At 40.9% G+C, this 20422-nt stretch carries 16 protein-coding genes; 14 read left to right on the top strand and 2 right to left on the bottom strand.

The window, feature by feature from the left end; all coding sequences use genetic code 11:
- Nucleotides 1-906 precede the first annotated feature (906 nt).
- Nucleotides 907-1257: a nuclear transport factor 2 family protein gene (locus tag ABR397_RS15405; RefSeq protein WP_350306521.1), complete on the top strand. Its 351-nt coding sequence runs from the start codon at nucleotides 907-909 to the stop codon at nucleotides 1255-1257.
- A gap of 340 nt (nucleotides 1258-1597) precedes the next feature.
- Nucleotides 1598-1978: a hypothetical protein gene (locus ABR397_RS15400; RefSeq protein ID WP_350306520.1), complete on the top strand. Its 381-nt coding sequence runs from the start codon at nucleotides 1598-1600 to the stop codon at nucleotides 1976-1978.
- Between the two features lie 299 nt (nucleotides 1979-2277).
- On the opposite strand, the gene ABR397_RS15395 is transcribed toward ABR397_RS15400, so the two are convergent.
- Both ABR397_RS15395 and ABR397_RS15390 read right to left on the bottom strand, forming a co-directional pair.
- A complete protein-coding gene (locus tag ABR397_RS15395; protein WP_350306519.1) occupies nucleotides 2278-3450 on the bottom strand; it encodes a MalY/PatB family protein in 1173 nt (390 codons plus the stop codon).
- Nucleotides 3451-4028: 578 nt separating this feature from the next.
- Nucleotides 4029-4757, bottom strand: coding sequence for a LuxR family transcriptional regulator (locus ABR397_RS15390; RefSeq protein WP_350306518.1), 729 nt, complete (start codon nucleotides 4755-4757; stop codon nucleotides 4029-4031).
- 516 nt (nucleotides 4758-5273) lie between these two features.
- Between ABR397_RS15390 and ABR397_RS15385 the strand changes: the two genes are divergently transcribed.
- From ABR397_RS15385 to ABR397_RS15330, 12 genes are all read left to right on the top strand, one after another.
- A complete protein-coding gene (locus ABR397_RS15385) occupies nucleotides 5274-5864 on the top strand; it encodes an AidA/PixA family protein (protein WP_350306517.1) in 591 nt (196 codons plus the stop codon).
- Between the two features lie 690 nt (nucleotides 5865-6554).
- Nucleotides 6555-8222 carry a ShlB/FhaC/HecB family hemolysin secretion/activation protein gene (locus tag ABR397_RS15380; RefSeq protein ID WP_350306516.1) on the top strand — a complete coding sequence of 556 codons (1668 nt, stop codon included), beginning with the start codon at nucleotides 6555-6557 and terminating at the stop codon, nucleotides 8220-8222.
- Nucleotides 8223-8284: 62 nt separating this feature from the next.
- Nucleotides 8285-12727, top strand: a complete 4443-nt coding sequence (locus ABR397_RS15375; protein WP_350306515.1) for a hemagglutinin repeat-containing protein — start codon at nucleotides 8285-8287, stop codon at nucleotides 12725-12727.
- 378 nt (nucleotides 12728-13105) lie between these two features.
- On the top strand, nucleotides 13106-13591 hold the full coding sequence (locus tag ABR397_RS15370; RefSeq protein WP_350306514.1) for a hypothetical protein: 486 nt from the start codon (nucleotides 13106-13108) through the stop codon (nucleotides 13589-13591).
- Nucleotides 13592-13594: 3 nt separating this feature from the next.
- Entirely contained in the window at nucleotides 13595-14077 is a 483-nt protein-coding gene (locus ABR397_RS15365) for a GNAT family N-acetyltransferase (RefSeq protein WP_350306513.1), read from the top strand.
- A gap of 44 nt (nucleotides 14078-14121) precedes the next feature.
- Nucleotides 14122-15426 (top strand): diaminobutyrate--2-oxoglutarate transaminase, encoded by a 1305-nt coding sequence (gene ectB / locus ABR397_RS15360; RefSeq protein ID WP_350306512.1) that lies wholly within the window; start codon nucleotides 14122-14124, stop codon nucleotides 15424-15426.
- Complete coding sequence (locus ABR397_RS15355) at nucleotides 15423-16736, top strand: SidA/IucD/PvdA family monooxygenase (protein ID WP_350306511.1); 1314 nt, start codon at nucleotides 15423-15425, stop codon at nucleotides 16734-16736. The genes ectB and ABR397_RS15355 overlap by 4 nt, the downstream gene beginning before the upstream one ends.
- Before the next feature lies 1 nt (nucleotide 16737).
- Nucleotides 16738-17136 (top strand): cupin domain-containing protein, encoded by a 399-nt coding sequence (locus ABR397_RS15350; RefSeq protein ID WP_350306510.1) that lies wholly within the window; start codon nucleotides 16738-16740, stop codon nucleotides 17134-17136.
- Between the two features lie 26 nt (nucleotides 17137-17162).
- A complete protein-coding gene (locus tag ABR397_RS15345) occupies nucleotides 17163-18728 on the top strand; it encodes a class I tRNA ligase family protein (RefSeq protein WP_350306509.1) in 1566 nt (521 codons plus the stop codon).
- Entirely contained in the window at nucleotides 18725-18958 is a 234-nt protein-coding gene (locus tag ABR397_RS15340; RefSeq protein ID WP_350306508.1) for a hypothetical protein, read from the top strand. Before ABR397_RS15345 ends, ABR397_RS15340 begins: the two co-directional genes overlap by 4 nt.
- A 53-nt stretch (nucleotides 18959-19011) precedes the next feature.
- Nucleotides 19012-20052 carry an ABC transporter substrate-binding protein gene (locus ABR397_RS15335; protein WP_350306507.1) on the top strand — a complete coding sequence of 347 codons (1041 nt, stop codon included), beginning with the start codon at nucleotides 19012-19014 and terminating at the stop codon, nucleotides 20050-20052.
- The gene (locus ABR397_RS15330; protein WP_350306506.1) at nucleotides 20049-20420 is read left to right on the top strand and encodes a cupin domain-containing protein; all 372 of its coding nucleotides are present in this window, start codon (nucleotides 20049-20051) and stop codon (nucleotides 20418-20420) included. Before ABR397_RS15335 ends, ABR397_RS15330 begins: the two co-directional genes overlap by 4 nt.
- Nucleotides 20421-20422: the final 2 nt, after the last annotated feature.

Raw genomic sequence — 20422 nt, 5'->3', positions numbered from 1 at the left:
TGATTTGCGTTCGTTAAACGTGATCCGATGATGATTAAACTTAATAAAAATCCGGGGTTAAAAAGGGTAAAAATGATCGTTAAAACTTTACATCGATTAACACCATCAGTTAAAAAAATGACTTTTAATCACAGGTTAAATCCTGCCAATAATAAAACGCATAGCAGAATTCACTTTATTTACTCTGCCTTGTTTAATTTATTCATCAATGATTCCATATTCCACTTATTTTACATTTACCTAACCTGTTATAATAATTCAAAAACGCGAATACCGCCGTATTAAAATCTTATATCAAAGCGGATTTAACGCAATAAATGAGCATTTTCAAAGGGAAATTAATCGCATTTAATCGAAGATCATTAACCATTAATAGCTAATTGAAAATAAATCTGTACGTAAAAGGATATTATCCAAGTAGATGAGTATTAAAATGTTTTCTCACCAGTTATTTAACAACGTCAGTAAAGATAAAAAGTGGATATGATTTGCACTCATTAAACGTGATCCGATGATGATTAAACTTAATAAAAATCCGGGGTTAAAAAGGGTAAAAATGATCGTTAAAACTTTACATCGATTAACACCATCAGTTTAAAATTGGACCGGCAGCTTCTCCGAATGCGCCCGGGTGACCAGGTAGAAATCTGCATTAACACCTGATTGCATCAGCGATGGTAAAAGGTCCGGCGGATTAATCAGCCAAAAAGGTGATAACGGTTGAACGGGTATTTAAGCGTTAATAGAACGAGAAAATAGCGTAGAAGAGCAACGATATGAATTGATTTTAGCGTTAAATTATATTAAGTGTTATTTCAACTTTAAAATGTCACCCAATCCTGCAATATTGGAATGTCACCTTCAGGTGTGAATCTGAGCTTCTACATATTGTATAGGAGGATGTGCGTGCTTCTTGAAACAATAAAATCCCTAGAGTGTAGCCTTCACGACGCCCGGCGGCATGACAAAACATGGCTTGAGAAAATCCTCCATCCTGATTTTCACGAAATAACTCGCTCAGGTTACTTAGTTGGCCGCACTGAAACGGTTGACGCCCTGATAGCTGAAAATAGTACTAATTGCATCGCAAGTTCCGACTTCCAGCTGACGATAGTGGGAGAAATGAGCGTTATTCTGCTTTACAGAACTCACAATCAGGACGGTAGCCATGCAGCACTGAGGTCATCAACCTGGGTATTTTCTGATGAACATAATTGGCAACTGATCTTTCATCAGGGAACATCATGTAGCTTATAAATTGAAAGAGTGCCAGAGTCCGTGCAGTCGCCCACGAATTTAACATGACCCTGCAAACGATCATGAGAGTAAAGCAACGTCAGTGATTTCGATAACCTACCAAAAAGGAAAAATTGGCCTAATTGGCCTTTATAAATCAGTAGAAAGTTGTCTATAAAAATAAAAATGGCTCACCAAAATGAAGTGGGCCATTTTTTTGTAAATTTTCATTCATAAACTATAGCTGGCGCACGAAGCGGCCTATAAAGGCTGTAATGTTTTTATCCGCATTTCCGGTTATTCTACTCAAGTCAACGATCAGTGGATCTGGATTAACCGCACTAATGCCTGGCAAAACTTAATGTATACCGTATCGGTTAATCTGGCAGGCTACGATGAGGTTTTTTATTATTTCGGTGAAGGTACAATTTGTAATTATGACGGTAATATTATCCAGCAAGGGCAACGTAACCCTTGGGAAATTGTTACCACCGAATTGTTCCCGCGTCTGGCAGATAAGGCCCATGAGAACTGGGCACTAGAGAACAGTATTTTTAATCTGGGTTGTCGAGATTATGTTGGTAAACCCGGCGGGGAGAGAGCTAATTATTTGACTTGGGTGCACGATCTGGCAAACGGCGAATATAAATTTCCTTGGGATGAAAATATCCGTATTCGTGATGGTTGGAAATATTATCCAGAAGGTGTGAAATTGGGGCCATTACCGAAAGTTGATAATTGACTGATCAGTCTGATATTCTCCTGATGTGAAAAGTATTGTGGAAATATAGGATATAATAATTATCGGATTGGTCGTGACGTTTTTTCCTTTATTATGTCCTATATTTATTTAAATAATTATTTTAAATTGAAAATATTATAAATCTTTCATCAGAAAATCATTATATTTTGATTGTTTTAGTTTATGACCACCAAGGTTAAAAAGGTTGAGTTACATTTATTACAGAACCCAACCCTTATTTATCTATCCCCTAACCGGCAATATAATAGAAACAGTTTACTTGCCAGAATTAATCATTATCAGCAAAGCTTTTTCAATGCTGAGATCAATTTTTGGATACCCAATTCAACTTTGCTACGGGAACATCCTGCATTAAAACGAAGAAAACCATTGCCAGCTTCACCATAAATTCTACCCGGCATAATAGCAACTTTCTCTTCATGGATAAGTATCTGCTGCAATTTATCATCGCCAATATGCAAATTACGCAGGTCTATCCACGCCAAATAAGTCGCCTGTGGCGGCTGCCAATTCAGTTGTGGAAATGCTGCATTCAGTTCCTGAGCAATATAATTCAGGTTACCACTCAGATAATCGCGTAATGCATCAAGCCAGGGTTGCCCTTCCCGGTAAGCCGCAATATGGGCTGATATCGAGAAAATAGCAGGAGAAGATAATCCATAACGCTGCATTAATTGATGGGAATATGCCGCACGACTATGATCATCATAAATGAAACCATAAGCCCCCGTCAGCGAAGTAAGATTAAATGTCTTAGATGCCGAAGTGATTAATGCCCAGCGAGTCGTAGCAACTTCACTCCAGGGAATATGTTTCGTTTCTCCCCTGAGTATATCCATATGAATTTCATCACTGATGACACTAACATTATAACGTTGACACAATTCAGACATAGTTTTAAGTTCAGAATGACTCCAGACTTTGCCAGTTGGATTATGTGGACTGCACAGCAATAATATTTTTGTTTCCGGTTGAGATAGCAAGGCTTCAAGTTGATCCATATCACACACCCAATCATTGTCTTGTTTCTTAAACGGACAAGAAAGTAGTTGCCGCTGGTTGCCTTGAATAATTTTATAAAAGTTATTGTAAGCGGGAGTATGGACGACAATACTTTCACCGGGTTCAGACCAGAGTCGGATTAACTGTGAAACCATGTACATCACAGAAGGGCCATAAACTATCCAATTTGTATTAATTTCACAATTAAATTGTTGCTGATACCAATGACGTATAGCACCAAGAAATTCTTCATGCTGCCAGCTGCTATAACCCAATATGCCATGATCCACACGTTTCTGTAATGCCTGAATAACACAGGGAGCAGTGGCAAAATCCATATCAGCGATAGTAAAAGGGAGGAGATCGTCAGCACCAAAAAGATCTCCAACATAGTCCCATTGAATACACCAAGTACCGTGGCGATCAATAGGGGTATCAAAGTCAAACATTATTTTCTTCCTTTAAATTAATGCATCAAGCTCATCTTTTACCGACAGAGCTTGCGGCCCGATAACAATTTGTGAAGCATAATATCATCATGACTGACAGGGGAAGTATCCATCACCAATATAATGGCTTTAACGGGTATTGTTAAATATTATTTAATAAATAGCACCATGGATTATCTGGGGAAATCGCCTATCGTCGATATAAATTTCAGAATAAAGTCTAACATTTACCCTTATTAGTTTAACAAGTTCATCACAATAATTTAAGCTGTCATTAACAACACCGGAATCATACATATATTAAATAGAGAACAGGCAGAACCGTAATATTAAAATTCTGCCAAAGGATAAGTACATTTAGTTAAGGCTATTTTTATATTTTTAATCAATATCATTTCCATCTCGTCACGGAAAATCTTTCCAACTTCTATTTACAATAGGACCAATAAAGGTACAGAGGTAAGAATTATTTTCTGATAGAATTCTCCTATCAATTCATTTGAGTAACAATATTAATAATTACATTTGATTTATAAAGTAAAAAATATAAACATCTGATAGTTCCAAAGTGATATTAATTATATATAACCAAGTAATGCAGCTTTAGCTATTGCCTGAAATTTGTTTCTACAGCCAAGTTTCTTAACAATATTCATTAGGTGAAAATCAACTGTACCTTTAGTGACACAGATGGTTGCTGCAATTTCACTTGATATCATCCCATCTGCGGTATACCTTAATATTTCTAATTCTCTATTTGAAAATGAAGTTTCATCTATATAGAACGATTGCAAATATTTTGTGTTTGATGTCAAATATCTGATTATCCTAATATATACCCCTAAAATTTCCCCACTGCATTTATACATTGTCTCGGTATCAATATGCCCATCTTTCCCCGCAACAGAAAATATTCCGTAAACACCTGAAAATGCAGGTAATCCAAATGTGATCCCAGAACGAAACCCATGTTTCTGATTCACATACCAAAGTTCTTGTCCATTAGATTCTGAAAAAAAATCTAAATCCCATACTTTTGAAAAAGAAGGTGGAACAGGCCGGAAATTTAGAACGGGATCGATCATCCAATACTTTTTTTCTATATAAATTTTTCTCCAAGATTCATGATAATTATCAAAAAAATACACTTCACGGTTAGATATAGGAAAGCGGGCCTTTAAGACAAGAGAGAACAAGCTAAACCCCGATATTTTATTAATAATTTCACAAATTTCAGCCACAAAATGAGCATCTACACCTAATTCATGAAATTTATAGGGTGAGGTATATGTTCTATAAATATTCATTCAATGTCCTCTTGAAAATTAAGAATATTGATAGTAAATCCCAGTATTAATTATAGTAGCAAAACCTCCATTTAATAAAGTAAATAATCATTTACTGTTATACAAAAGAAGGGTGTCTGGTAAGTCACAATGTACTATTCATAAACAAGATAAATTATATCAATATGATTGAAATTTTAGTGATCAGGCAATACTATATATAAAAATATAATATACTCATATGAAGAATATTAAACCACTTACAAAACAATATAAGCAACAATTCAACACATTAATCTTAAATTTTTATATTTTATTTTTCACAACAATAAGTTAGCTTAAATATTTAATTATATAAATCAACTCCTGATAAATATATCAGTAATTTTTCCGTATAAACTATGATTTATACCAGTGGATATTTCAGTCTTAATAGTTAATTATTAAAAAAAAAGGAAATCATTATAATAATAACTAGTAATCGAAATAGCTTTGCAATTTCTAATAGATAATTTAAGTATATAAAGAGGTATTATAATGAGTGAAGTAATTCAAGACCAAAACAATATTGTCACTGCCAGGAATTCTGTTATAGCCGATGTTACCTTTGTTATTGATGTTGATTCAATTGTTGAATTTATTAATAATAACCAAATTAAGAATTCTCTGGACTCTAAAGATCCAATAACGATCAAGGAATATGTATATATAGTGAGTTATACTCCCGCAGATGGAATGAGACTTAGTAGTTCATCTGGTGCCCGTATAACTGTTCCCGTTAATGCAAATATTAGATGGAGAGCTACAACTGTATCTAATAATTTCGACTATTCTATTATATTGTATAAGTTCCAAAAACTTAGTCTAGGAGAAGATGTCATCTCTCCTCCATCACAAATATGGTCACAGAACCCAACAGGTAAAAAAACACCAATGATTCCTTCGGGAGTTAATGCGGGAGAGGATGAACCTAAACCAATTTTTGTTGAATCTCGAGATAGTTATTTCCAAGCAACGGCTCATAAGCCAGGTGTAGAACGATATACATGGTTTTTTGCCGCTTATGATGGTATAAAGCTCCTGGGTTATTATCGATACGATCCATATATTGAAGTAACTAATAGCTAAGTATTTGTATACTTTCATTTCCTACTGGAAAATTATTAAAATAATTTTCCAGTATTTTGTTGTCTACTTTATCAACTTATCCAAACATATATAACAAACACCTAATCATATAATAACAAAACTTAATAATATTATCATTTTATAAAATAAAACTTCCAACAACATAAGTAAACCTTATTTCCAACCACCAATTCAACAATCTCCAAATAATGATTGTTTTCTCAATCAAAACGTTGCTCTTTCTATTATTCATTGATCTAACGAAAATCACTTATAAAAACTATTACATCAGAAATCATCATTTTACAAGCAAAATGATACTGAACTAAAATTTAGCTTATCATTACTTATTTGGCTTAACACTTCCTTTCTTTAAAAATCTTCCTAATGGCGTCATTCTATTACCCATCAAAATTACCACCAGTCACTCATTCCACTTAAGTTAATTCATTAATAAGCAATAAAATAAGTACTCTTATTAACTCATTATTATCCTAATAACCAATTAATTGAAATTTCTAATAGAAAATCGAGATGTAACAGAAACGCCACTCGTTAATCAGAGCATGATATAACCAGGAGTATGCTTTAATAACGAATAAGTTAGCCAATACGCATGCAATTACCTATCAGGCTAAAACCCTATATTTATGTTTTATGGAATAAAATATCATCCTTATCGGTGAATGTATGATAAAAATAATATCTATTTTAATATTGTGTACTATTTCCTTTCCAATAACCGCTTCACCAGCAGAGTTAAATGATAATCTGCCGATGACTGAGGCCAGGAGAACGTTGCAAGATAGTTCCCGGGAAATTAACCAACTGATAGAACAACGCCGATATCAGCAATTAAAACAGCAGGCTAACACTGTCCCTGAATCAACGCCTGCGCCGGTATTGCCAGAATCCAAGCAATGTCTGCGGTTAACAGGTGTTTATCTGAAAGGGATCTCGCTTCTTTCTGTTCGGGAGTTAAATACTCTCAGCGCTTTATCCCTGGAGTGTATCAGTAGTCATGATATCAACCGACTCAGCCATGAGCTGACGAAGTTGTATATCAGTAAAGGCTATGTCACCGCCCGTATTCAGTTTATTGCTCCCGATGCCGACGGAGAGTTAGGGATAAATGTTATTGAAGGGTTTATTGAGAAAATCGAGGGGGGCGATCGTTGGGTTAACAGCAGTATGTTATTCCCCGGTCTGGAGAAACAGCCTCTTAATATCACGCAACTTGATCAAGGTTTAGATCAGGCTAACCGGTTACAGTCCAATAAAACCACGCTGGATATTTTACCGGGGACAGTTAATGGCGGCTCAGTCGTTAAACTGTATAATCAGCACAGTAAACCTTGGTTGCTGAATATCATCACCGATAATTATGGGCAGAAAAGTACCGGAAAGTGGCTAACTCGCACCAATGCCAGTTTTGATAGTCCATTCGGCTTATCCGATTTTATCAGCCTAAATGCCAGTAGTACGTTGGATAGCCCAGCCAATCGCTACAGCCGCGCGGCTACTCTTCTCTATTCCGTACCCTACGGCGCAGCAACATTCAGTGGATTTGGCAGTTATTCCCAATATGCCACTCATCCCCATTTGCAAACCAAAACCGTAAAAATTTATGGGAATACTCAGCAAATAGGGATGCGTTCTGATTTTGCCTTCTATCGCAATCAGTCTCAGATTAATACCGTCAGCGGGCAGCTTATTTATAAGAATTACAGCAATTACTTCAATGACGCCAAGATCGGCGTCAGCAGCCAGACGCTGAGTGTGTTTGAACTCGGAGTCAATCATTTACACATAATCCCCACCGGTTTAATCACCCTAAATCTGAGTGTTGAGCAGGGTTTGCCTTGGTTTGGCGCTCAAACCGCCACAACTTATCTTGATAGGCAATTCACCAAAGGTAAGTTGATGGTCAACCTGCATCAACGTTTTATGCTGTTCAATTCATCTTACCAACTCAATCACCTGCTTTATGGGCAATACAACCGGCACGGCCTGCCCGGCGTTGAATGGCTGAATATTACTGATCGCAACGCAGTCCGGGGGTTCAGCAAAAACACACTATCCGGGGATAACGGCTGGTATCTTCAAAATACGTTGTCCCGCATCTTCCCAATTGCTAACAGTACGTTATCTGTACGTATCGGCATTGATGCCGGTCAGGTTAAAGGTTATCGCAGCCCTCAAGGCTGGCAAAGCAGTGCGGGATTCAGTTCTGGCGCCACGCTGAGATACCAGCACATGGTATTCGATATCGAAGCCAGCCGTGGAAAATTGCTTTCCAACAGTAACGCATCCGATGAACCCGTGCAGGTTCTGACCCGTTTTTCTTACACCTTTTGATGGTTTTTAGCAGTGCCCAACGTTGTACACAGTAATATAACTAAATATATAGAGACTCATGTATGAAAAATAAAAAATTCAGGTTATCCCCTACCGGCAAGCTTGCCGCTTCTATGGCAATCATCCTTATTTCCTGCTCCACCAGCTTTGCTAATGAAATCGTCGGTGGCGGCGATCAGGCACATCGTCCCGATATTTTATCTATCGAAGGTAAAGCAACTGTGGTGAATATCGTGACGCCCTCCTCTTCCGGGTTGTCACATAACCAATATCTGGATTATAACGTCGGCCAGTTGGGCGCCGTCCTGAATAACGCTCTGGAGGATGGAAAATCACAATTAGCAGGCCAGCTCACCGCTAATCCCAATTTAAACGGTCAAGCCGCTAACCTGATTCTCAATGAGGTTATCAGCAGGAACCCTTCCCTGTTATTAGGTCAACAGGAGGTGTTTGGTATCGCAGCAGATTATGTGCTGGCAAACCCAAATGGTATTACCTGTAATGGATGTGGTTTTATTAATACTAACCGCGCTGCCCTGGTCGTTGGTAATCCATTGGTAGAACAGGGTAATTTGCAAGGTTTCAGCACTTTTGATAATCAGAATAGTCTGAGAATTAAATCAGATGGCTTAATCGCCAACGCGGTTCTTGATCTTATTGCCCCTAAAATTGACAACCGGGGAACTGTCACCGCTCAAAAAGAGATTAATGCCATCAGTGGTGAAAATAAAACCTCCGCCACGGGAGAAGTGCTCGATTCTCAGCAAAAATTAACCGGGGTGTTGGATAGTTATTATCTCGGCAGTATGCAAGCCGGGCGCATCCATTTGCTTAATACCGCCAAAGGCAGCGGGGTAAATCTGCAAGGCTCTCTTACCGGGAATGACAAAATTATTGTTGATTCTCACGGTAACCTTAATTTAGAAGCCGCACACCTGCAAGGTGGCGATGTTGAGCTTCTGGGCAACAATATTCAGGTAAAAGGTAAAGTCAGCGAATCAAAATATAGCCGTGACGGTAGTCATAATTACCAAAGCTATTTCCGCAGTTCTTATACCAATGACAGTAAAAGCGGCCAGTCACTGGCCCGAACTAAACTGGAAGGCAAAAACATCTCATTGGTTGCCAAGAACAATAACCAGATGACGGCCACAGATATCGTGGGCGACGATGTTAATCTGAGTGGCGTCAGTCTGACTTTAGATGGGCAGCGATTAATTCAATCCACTAAAAATGTTGATAACCAGCGGGGTTATTCCTGGCGGCATGAGGTTACTCAGGAGAGTGAAAAACAACATCAGTCAGGAAATACGATAAAAGCCCGGCAGAATGTCACTTTAAACGCCATTGACGGTGATGTTAAGGTCTTTGGCAGCCAAATAGATGCCAAAGATAAACTGGCTATTACAGCCAAAAAAGATGTGCAGATTGCTGGTCTGATTGAAACAGAGAAAACATCAGAAAAAGGTTACAAGAAAAATCATACAGCTAAGTTGCAAACGGGAAGTTGGGAAGAGAGTAAACAGACTCAGCGCCTGATCGCCAGTGAATTGCAAGCAGGTGGTGATCTTGATATTAAGGCCGGAGCTCAAGCCGAACTGCTTGGAACCAAGGTTCATTCAGGTCAGAAACTGACACTGGAAGCCGGTAAACAACTGAAAATCAATGTTCAGAAAATTGCTGACAGCCGTGCTGTACGCGATGATAGGCAATACTGGGGCGGTATCGGCGGCGGCGGTAATAAAGACAACCGTGAGTTGAGAGAAACCAGTCATGCGTCAGAACTGACCGCCAATGGGCGTTTATTGCTGTCAGGTCAGGAGGGGATATCCATTACCGGCAGCAAAGTAAAAGCGGTTCAAGGTGCTTTTGTGCATGCTAACAGCGGCGAGTTAACCATCGACAACGCCGTCAGTCATCTCAATCAGAAAATTGATGAGCGAACGGGTACGGTATTCAACATTACCAACAGCTCACAAAGAACCAACAGCAATCAACAGAAATCTCATGGCAGCGAGTTAGTTTCTGAGGCTGATCTCAAATTACTCGGCGATGAAGATCTGAATGTGGTTGGCAGTCTGGTACAAAGTACCGGGGCCCTTAGCCTGAATACCTCCGGTAATATCAAGGTACTCTCTTATGGAGAACAGAAACAGGTTGATAAGCAAAACACCTCTCTGGATCTGCAAAGTCAGTTCCAGCAAAAGGGAGATAAGCAGTATCGCGCCGGCGTAGGTATTGCACATACCAGCAACGGCCAGAAAAATCAGACGACAACACAGCAAGCTTCTACGTTGAGTGGGGGGAGTATCACTATTGATACAGATAAAGACGTCACCCTCCGTGGTTCCAATCTGGTGACGACCAAAGGTGATGCTAAGATCACCGGCGCAAATGTTCATCTGTTAGCCGCGAATAATAAAAAATCTGAAGAGAAATCTCAGAGTAAAGAACATGTTGGTGTCTATCTTACCGGAGGAGTCGATAAAGTGGGCTCCGGTATTCATGGTGGCTATGAAGGTAATAACAATAATCATACCCGCACCACTGCCGTTGTTTCCGGTTCGCAGATCGCAGGTGATTTGAATATTAAAGCCAGTGGGGAATTGGTTCAGGAAGGTGCAAGCCATAAAGTCAATGGCGCTTATACTGCTGAGGCAGGCAAAGTCAGCAATCTGGCGGTATCCAATACTGAATCAAATTCCAACAGTAAATTACAGGTTGGCACGGATATTGGCGTCAATATAGATTATAGTGCTGTCACCCGTCCGGTTGAGAAAACAGTGAAAGAGCCCGTAAAATCAGCTCTGGATGGCACACTCGCCAAGAAAGGCACACCCAATCTGGGAGCGGATATTGCAGCCAACGGCAGTAGCATCCAGACAGCAAGTAAAAAGTCCGACGCTGTTGTGACATCTGTTCAGGCCAGCAATGTGGTTATTAAAACCAATGGCGAACTGTATGATCAGGGCACTCAATATCACGCCAGCCAAGGTAATGTCACGCTGAAAGCCGACAGCCATACCAGTGAAGCAGCACAAAATCACCACGAAAACAGCCACAGTGAAACCAGCGGCAATGCTGACCTACGTGTCTATACCACCACCGGCAAAGATATCTCTGCTAACGGTAAAGGCAAAGGCGGCACACAAAGCAGCCATATTTCCACAACCGAAGCAGTCACCAGCCAAATTACCGCAACAGATGACATTAATATCCATGTCGAGCGGGATGCCGAATATCAGGGTACATCCCTGAATGCCGGCGCCGGTAAAGCCAGTGTAGATGCTAAAGGTAATATCCGTTTTGATAACGCCATCAACAGCACGACGAAAACAGCGACCGGTTATAACGGTGAAGCATCAGCTAAAGGGGGAACCACCCCAGAAGGCAAGAATATTCATATCGGTCTTGGCGGCGGTTACAACACGGATAGCAAAAACAGCACCACAGCTAAGGTAAGCGAGATTGGCGGTAAGCAAGGCGTCAATCTGGATGCGGGCAATAACCTGACGCTAAAAGGCGCTGAAGTGACAGGTAAGCAGATCGATCTGAATGCCAAACAAGGAAATATTGAACTGGTATCTGCTCAGGATCGGATTAATAACGATAGTTGGGAATTAAACCTGAAAGGCAGTGGCGGTAATGCAAGCTCGGTTAAAAAAGCTGAGGATGACAGTACAACCACTACCACAAAACATAACTTTGGCGGGGAAGTCAAAGTGGGTGTTGATCGCCTGCAAGTAACAACCCAACATAATAGTCATATCAAGGGTGAAAATGTCGTCATCAATAGTGGCGGTGACACGACAGTAGACGGAGCACGAATAGATGCGGATCAGGTAAAAGGCAATATTGGCGGTGACTTGCGTGTTGAAAGCCGGAAAGATACTGAGCATGGGTTAAATGTCGGTGTTGATGCCGGTATTAATTACACGAAAGAATCCAAAGTTAAAAGTGATGATATCCCCAAAGATGAAGCAACTAAGGATAATGTACCTCAAGATGAAACCTCTAAAGACGATGTGTCGAAAGATGATCCATCGAAAAACACAACAGAAGAACCACAGCAGAAAGGATTACAAGAAAGACTAGCCTCTGCATTTAATAGCCTTAATAATATTAAAGGGATTAATGGTGTTACAGGTAAATTCAAAAGTAATGTCGATATTAAAGATCGGGAAACTGTCAGTGAACAATCGGTAATTTCCGGTAATCAGAGCGTTAATCTGGATGTAAAAGGAAATACACATCTGATTGGTGGTCAGATTGGTAGTGCACAAGGTAATGTCACTCTTAACACCCAAAATGTGGAACAACAATCTGTCACTGGTTATGACAATGGCAAAGGCGGCAGTTTAGTATTGCCTGATTCTGTTGGCGGAATTATTAAGGAAGTCCAGGACGGTGTACTGTCCGGTAAAATACCTTTGGTGAAAACCTATAGTAATGAAACTGAAAACGGTACAATTAATGGCGAAATAACTAACCGTAAATCTCATTAATTTGTTATTGGTTAATTTATTCATAAAAGATCCTTCAAATGAAGGATCTTTTTGTTACTGTTTATATCTGAGAAATCCAATCAGGCCCTACTGTAATAGCAGATATTGACATTGAAGATATAACCATAGGCATTAATATTATTCGGATAGTTAAATCATTATCGCCACTGCGCTATATTTGTTTCCTGATGTATAAACGCTGATTTATTATTTCAATGGTTGATATTATACCCATACCATCAATTAAGCGAGGCAGAATAGACTTTATCTACATAAGTCACAAAATATATAGTTTTGTTCTCTTAATGCAGTAAACCTATTTACTTTTTATTTTTTTTATGATTGGATAAAATTTAGTAAGTATCGATGGAGTATCCCATGAAAACTGTTGTGATTGTTGACCCCTATTCCAGCGGGCAATATCTCGCTGGTGAACTCTATTCACTAGGATTTTCAACTATTTGCATTAAAATCGGTGTAAATATACCGGCAGTTTATGCGGCCTCCTACAATAAAGATAACTTTATCAAAGAATTGTCTATATCGTTTTATTTCAGTAAGGGGCTGACTATTGATCTTAATACACATATGACCGCGTTTATGACCATTGCCATACTCGGGAATGTGGTGCCGTTATTTATGTTACAGAAAGGTATTGCTTTAATTTCTCCTGTGAAAGTTTCTTATATCTTATTATTGACGCCACTTTTTGTATTTGCTTTCCAGATATTTGATAGTCGTCTGGCACTCTCCATCTACTCACTTATCGCAATTATCAGCGTGGTAGTCATTTCATTTATCGGTTTAAAGATAGAGAAAAAGCAGGAAGAGAAAATGAAACAACAATTACAACAAGAGGAATAATCTATGACACAACTATCTAATTTAAAAACACCGTGGGAAATAGTACCCGTGGATGAAAATAATTTTTCCAGTCTATTGAAAATGGTGGCAGATTATCAAAGGTTCTATGGTGTCAGTGAACCTGATGAGAAAAAGAATAGACTATTCTTTTCTCAATTTATCCATAATAACGAAAAAGGCCGGCAATATCTTTGTTTGAATGAACAGGATAATGCTATAGGATTTTCGACAATTTATTATATTTTCTCCAGTGTTAATGCGGTTGAAAATGCATTATTAAATGATTTATATGTTATTCCAGATTATCGTGGGAGAGGAGTAGGAAAGAGCCTTATTTTACATGCACTACAATGGGCAAAACAGCAAGGGAAATTCTTTTCCCTAGACTGGACAACTCAGAAAAATAATATTACCGCTCAACAGTTATATGACAGCCTCTCGGATAGTAGAACCAGTTGGTATCATTATCAAATTGAATGTCGTTAATATTCTGCTTTTTCCGGGCAACATTTATATAATAGAGGTTACTTATGAACCTTTCTGTTTTTGAAAACATAGAATCTGAGGTCAGAAGTTATTGCCGGAATTTTCCCTCTATTTTTTCGCGAGGTAAAAATGCCTTACTATTTGATAAACAGGGTAATGAATATTTAGACTTTCTTGCCGGAGCGGGATCTGTCAATTATGGACATAATGATCCCTCCATGATTGAAGCGGCAATACATTATTTAAGTGAAAATGGCATCCTTCAGGGGCTGGATATGCATACTGAAGCCAAGGAAACCTTTCTTACTACTTTACACGAATATATTCTGGCGCCACGCCATCTGCGATATAAAGTTCAGTTTACCGGACCGACAGGAACCAATGCTATTGAAGCCGCACTGAAACTGGCACGTAAGGTCACTGGACGACACACTATCGCCTGTTTTTCTGGCGGTTACCACGGCATGTCTTTAGGCTCGCTTTCCATCACAGCAAATCCTGCCAAGCGGCAATCTACTGGTCTGCAAATACCGGGGATATTACGACTGCCTTACGATCAATTTTCCGTCACAGATGTTGGTCAGCAATTAAGTTTCATTAGAGATATGTTGTGTAAGCCTGGCAATGGTATTGATCTGCCCGCCGCATTCATCCTGGAATGTGTTCAAGGTGAAGGAGGACTCAACTGCGCCTCCGTAGCCTGGCTACAAGGGCTTACCACATTGGCCCGGGAAATTGGATCTCTGCTTATCATTGATGATATCCAGGCTGGCTGTGGCCGGACAGGAAACTTTTTCAGCTTTGAAGAGGCTGGCATTACTCCGGATATCGTCTGCATTTCAAAATCGATCAGCGGTTCTGGATTACCCATGTCAATCAACCTTATCTCTCCAGATCTCGATAAATGGTACCCAGGTGAACACAACGGCACCTTCCGGGGCAATAATCTCGCCATGACCACTGCAACCGTAGCTCTGAAGAAATACTGGGGAGACGCGAGCTTTTCGCAGCAGATAAAGAGAAAAGAGCAGTTTCTGAAAACTATTTTCCAGTCCGAACTACAAGATCTGGACACACCATTCTCCATTGTAGGCAAGGGATTGATGGTAGGAATTAAATTTACCGCTTCAGTTCTGGCTAAAAAAATTAGTCGCTCTCTTTTCGAAAGAAAACTTCTGATTGAAACCTGTGGACCACAAAACGAGGTCGTTAAGTGTATGCCGCCTTTAACCATCGAAGATGAAAGGTTACAAGAAGGGGCAGAGCGAATCATTGCGGCTACACGAAATATTATTCAGTCATTAAGGCATGCTGAAACAACGTTACCCATCAAGAAGGTGAGCCTGTGAGTAATATTATTGAAGAATTCGATGTGATCGGCATAGGGTTTGGGCCGGGTAATATTTCCCTTGCCGTGTCATTAGAAGAAAAACAAACCACAGATTCGGTGTTATTTCTGGAAAGTAACACCGCACCGGACTGGCAACCTGAAATGCTACTGGCTGGCTCGGATATACAGCACAACCCGTTGCGCGACTTTGTCACGCCGCGTAACCCCATCAGTCCCTACGGCTTTCTTAGCTATCTGAAAAGTGAAAACCGCTTGTTTGAGTATCTCAATCTCGGGTTGGAGTTTGCTTTAAGGAAAGATTATGCGCGCTATGTACGCTGGGTAGCACGTCATTTTGATCGCTGGGTGAGCTATGGAGAGACAGCCATCACCATTACGCTGGACAGTACCTTTTCCGATCGATACCGGATTGAAACCAGCCTCGGAAGAAGCTTGCGTGCGAAAGTGGTTTCTTTCGGGCCAGGAAGGACACCCTATATTCCACCACAATTCGAGCAATGTCACTCATCGAGGATCGTTCATTTTACCCGCGTGACTTCAGCACTGTCGCAATGGCAAGTAGAAAGTCATTTAACATCTGTTGCAGTGATTGGTAATAGCCAAAGTGCCATAGAATTAATATTGGATCTTTCCTCCCGTTATCCACATCTGCGAATACATAATATTTTCCGAGGCTACTCTTATCAGCTCAAAGATGTCAGCCCTTTTACTGAACATATCTATTTTCCTGAGTTTGTTGATGAGTTTTATCAGCTCAATATTGAGCAGCAAAAAGCGCTCACTCGAGAATTGTGGCGCAGTAATTACAGCTCCGCAGATCACGATGTGATCAAAATGCTTTATGTAAAACTTTACGAACAGAAGCTGGACGGGCGAGAACATATTGCGCTGCACAATATGACCGATATTTCCCAGGTTACAGAGAATAAATCGGGCATAGAAATTTATTATAAAAATAAAATCTCTGGCAGAGTCAGGAAATTACAAGTTGATGGCGTCATTCTTGCCACCGGCTTCAAAAATATGGGCAGTGAGGAAAATCAGGAGCGTAATCATCCACTACTTTCCAATGTAGCTGACCATTTTAAGCGCCGGGAAGATGGATCCCTGCATGTGGCGCGGGATTATTGTTTAGAAAGCAATGATAAACCGTTATCGCCTTTTTTTCTTAACGGCTTATGTGAATCAACTCATGGTTTTGGTGACGCAGGTTCATTCAGTTTGCTTTCAATTCGCTCCTGGTTAATAGCAGAGAAAATCGAGCATTTTCTGACAACCAGGTACAGAAACCACAGCATGGGTGAATAATATGTCAGAAGTCACTAACCGCAAAATTGAAACCCTGATCCGCCGTAAAGCAGATATCCAGTATACCGATGAATATAACTGCAAACTCCGGCGGTTATTTCCCTGGAAAGGAAAAGTTAACACACAACGACCACTGACTGAATTTGGCTGTATCTGGGTAATGATTGAACCCGGTAAAGATGTTGATCGGCATTCACATGACGAAGAAGAGACATTTATTGTTATCAGTGGTGAAGCTGAGTTATTCATCGACGGGGAGACGGCCATCATATCCTATGGCGATGTGGTTTATTTGCCGCGTTTTTCAGAACATCAGTTACGCAACCATTCAGAAAAGATCCCATTTGTGATGTTAGATATTTACTGGGATATGGGCGGTAGCTCTGATTCCGTTTTTTAAATGGTGATCAAATTAAGGCAGCCAAAATGACGCCAACCGGTTTTATTATCACATTACCGCCTCCAACACCTAACGGCGGGCTACATGTTGGGCACATAAGTGGTCCGTTTCTGGCAGGTGATGTATTTGCCCGGGCAGCACGTTTGCAAGGCCAGCACAGCTTTGTGACCTGTTACAGCGATATTAATCAATCTTATGTACGCGTGACGGCGGAACGTCAGCAACGCGATCCGGAAGCGCTGTATCGTTACTGGACTGATGATATTATTAAAACACTTAAACTCTATCATATTGATGTAGCTGATTATTTTTTACCGGAAGAGGAAGCCGTAACTTGGGTGCGGAATCTTTTCCATCAGCTTTATCAGCGTGGTGTTTTAGTTAAAAAATACTTTCCATTCTTTTACAGTGAGAAAGAACAAATCTGGCACGATGAAGCGGGTATTTCAGGTTACTGTCCCGTCTGTTTAGCCGCCTGTAAATGTGGCATCTGTGAAGCCTGTGGTAATTTGACGAATGCTGAAACCATTATTAAGCCGCGTGTGACAAACAGCGGGGCAACCGAGGTGACGATTCGCCACTCAGAGGTATTAGTACTCGAACTGGAGCGTTTCCGCCAGCCGATTACGCAATTCTATCAGCAAAACAAGCGATTTCGTCAGCGTTACCAATGGCTTACAGAAGATGCTCTGTCTAAGATTCTGCCGGATTTTCCGGTCACTATGCCGGGAAATTGGGGTATCTCTATGACCCATGCTGATTTCCCTGGTCAGGTGATCAATGCCTGGCCGGAAGTTATGGCGGAGTTGTTGTACAGTTATCAACGGGCTATTGAGCGGGATCCACAGTTAAATGATGTTCCTGTACCCGTTAATTTCTTTGGTTTTGATAACTCCTATTTTTACGCAGTGGTACATGTCGCCATGCTGTCGCAAATCGATAACGGACGTTGGCTGCCTTGGGCAACGATGATTAATGAGTTCTATAATCTCGATCACGCCAAGTTCTCTACCAGCAACAATCATCTCGTGTGGGCATCTGACTTGGCGCAACGTTGTAGTGTGGATGCCATTCGCTTTTATGCAGCGTTTAATACCCCCGGTTTTGAAAAAGCTAACTTTAATGAAGCGGATATGATGAGAGTGCTTGAGAACTCGCTGGAAAAAAGTTGGCTAAGCATTACCGCAGCATGGAATCAAAAAGTGGCAACCTGCGTTACGCCATTACCGCCGCTGTCAGCAACATGGCGCCAAATTGGTGAATCTGCCCGTCAGCGGATTTTAGCCAGCTATACCCTAGAACGTTTTCATTTGCGACAAGCCGCGGAAGACTTATTACATCTGATGAAATTTATTGAGATGACATTATCTCAATATCATGATGCAGAGTCATTACGGGGGGTTGGCTGGTTACTGCAATGTTTCTCGCAAGCTGCCTGGCCTTTAATGCCACAGAGCAGTGAAAAATTATTCCATCGGTTAACGGCAATAGACCAGATGACGCTGAATACGACAGACTTCCTTCATCTGTGCGATTTACCTTCGTCATTTTTTTCTACCTGTATCAGTAGCAAAGAGGTTAAAAGTGTATGACTTCCAAAACTTGCCTGATGACCTTTTCCATACTTCGTTCTCCATATGGCGATATACAGGTTCAGGAGTTTGACGATCGCACCCCCGATGTTTTTCTTGAAGCAGAAAAGTCGAAAGGCTTTATCGACCGGGCCAAACCGGTGGAAGATATTGTCTGGATGACAAACTACCAGAAAGACTGGGGATTATGGCGTTACACCCTATGCATTTACCTTCAAGCAGCCGTTTGATGCTCAGAATGAGCCTTACGTATTATGCAGCGGAGTGAACCAGGAAAACAGAGATGTTACCAGAATGGATTAACCGTACCGACTGTCTTCATGGTGACCATCATTGCCACCAGCTTTCACTCAGTGAAAGTGATGGTCCCAATCAACAGGATTTATTGATGGCAGCCCGGCTAGCGGTCAGCGACGCCGGGATAACTGTCAGGCTGCGTTACTTCGATGATGGGCGTGAGGCCAAGCAAGCGGAAAAGGCGGCACGGGAAGCCATTTCGGCTGGCAGTCATGCGGTAGTGGGACATTTCAGCAGTATTACCGCATTAGCGGCCAGCCCTCTCTATGAAGCCAGCGAACTGCCTTTTATCGCGCCTGGAAGTTCCCATCCTGATTTATGTCGCCAGAAGCGAAATACGCTGCGTTTTTTTGGCCGTGATGATGAACAGTTACGGTGTCTTATCGCAGGCTGCTCCGTTGACGAACGGGTGTTGATCCTGGCGCAACAGCATAATTATGGAGAACGTCTTGCCGATCAGCTGAATGTCGCGCTGGCGACTATGAATATCACGGCTAACGTTTATCTGTCTGCTTCGCCTGCTATCGGTGATGAAAAGATAATACAGTTGGCTTTACAAAGTGGTGTCGTCTATCTGTTGGGCAGTCAAGAGTTTTCCTTTGGGTTAATGCAGCGATATGCCTTTTCTCCGGTGGCAAAAGTCATTTTGTCGGATGATGCATATGGCCCAGCAATACGACAGTTGACACATCCAAATATTGCCGTGCCTTTTCTCATTAATTATGGCGGAAATATGCTGGATCATACTCAATCTCAGCTACTTAGCAGGGCTTTCGCGCTATCGGGGAGACAACCGGGAGCTTATTTCTTTACGAGTTATCTGGCTATTCGGGCGCTATGTGACAGCTGGCGACACAATCCACATCTGCAAGGAGAAGCATTAATAGCGCATTTGCGTCAGCAACGCTGGCAAACCCCTTATGGTGAATTGACCCTTTCGCCACAAGGGGAGTTACAGGGACTAAAATGGGGACTGATTTCAAAGAACGATCTGCCTATTTTGAATACCGGGAGCAATGCAAGATGAGTGTAGTATCCGATACAAATATTCCTGACGATATTTTACATATCAATGAGTCTGAAACAGCGACTTTCCTTCCTGGCCTGCCACAGCCTTTTGCCGTGCTGTTTGAAAGGGGGCAGCTCTCCGTTGAACTCTTTTCTCCTGTCGGAGTGGATACTCAAACACCGCATGACAGGGACGAAATTTATATCGTCAGTTCCGGTCATGGTGTTTTCCGTCGGGGTGAAACCTATGTCAATTTCTCGGCTGGAGATTTTCTATTTGTTCCCGCTTATGTTAATCATCGCTTTGAATCGTTCAGCAGCGATTTCAGAACATGGGTGATTTTTTTTGGCCCTCTTGGGGGCAACAGTATCCAAAACAGGGGGTAAGA

It is taken from the genome of Photorhabdus viridis, from assembly GCF_040256935.1.
GTDB lineage: Bacteria > Pseudomonadota > Gammaproteobacteria > Enterobacterales > Enterobacteriaceae > Photorhabdus > Photorhabdus viridis.
Note: the sequence above shows the minus strand (reverse complement) of the source record. Positions and strands in the feature narration are given on the sequence as shown.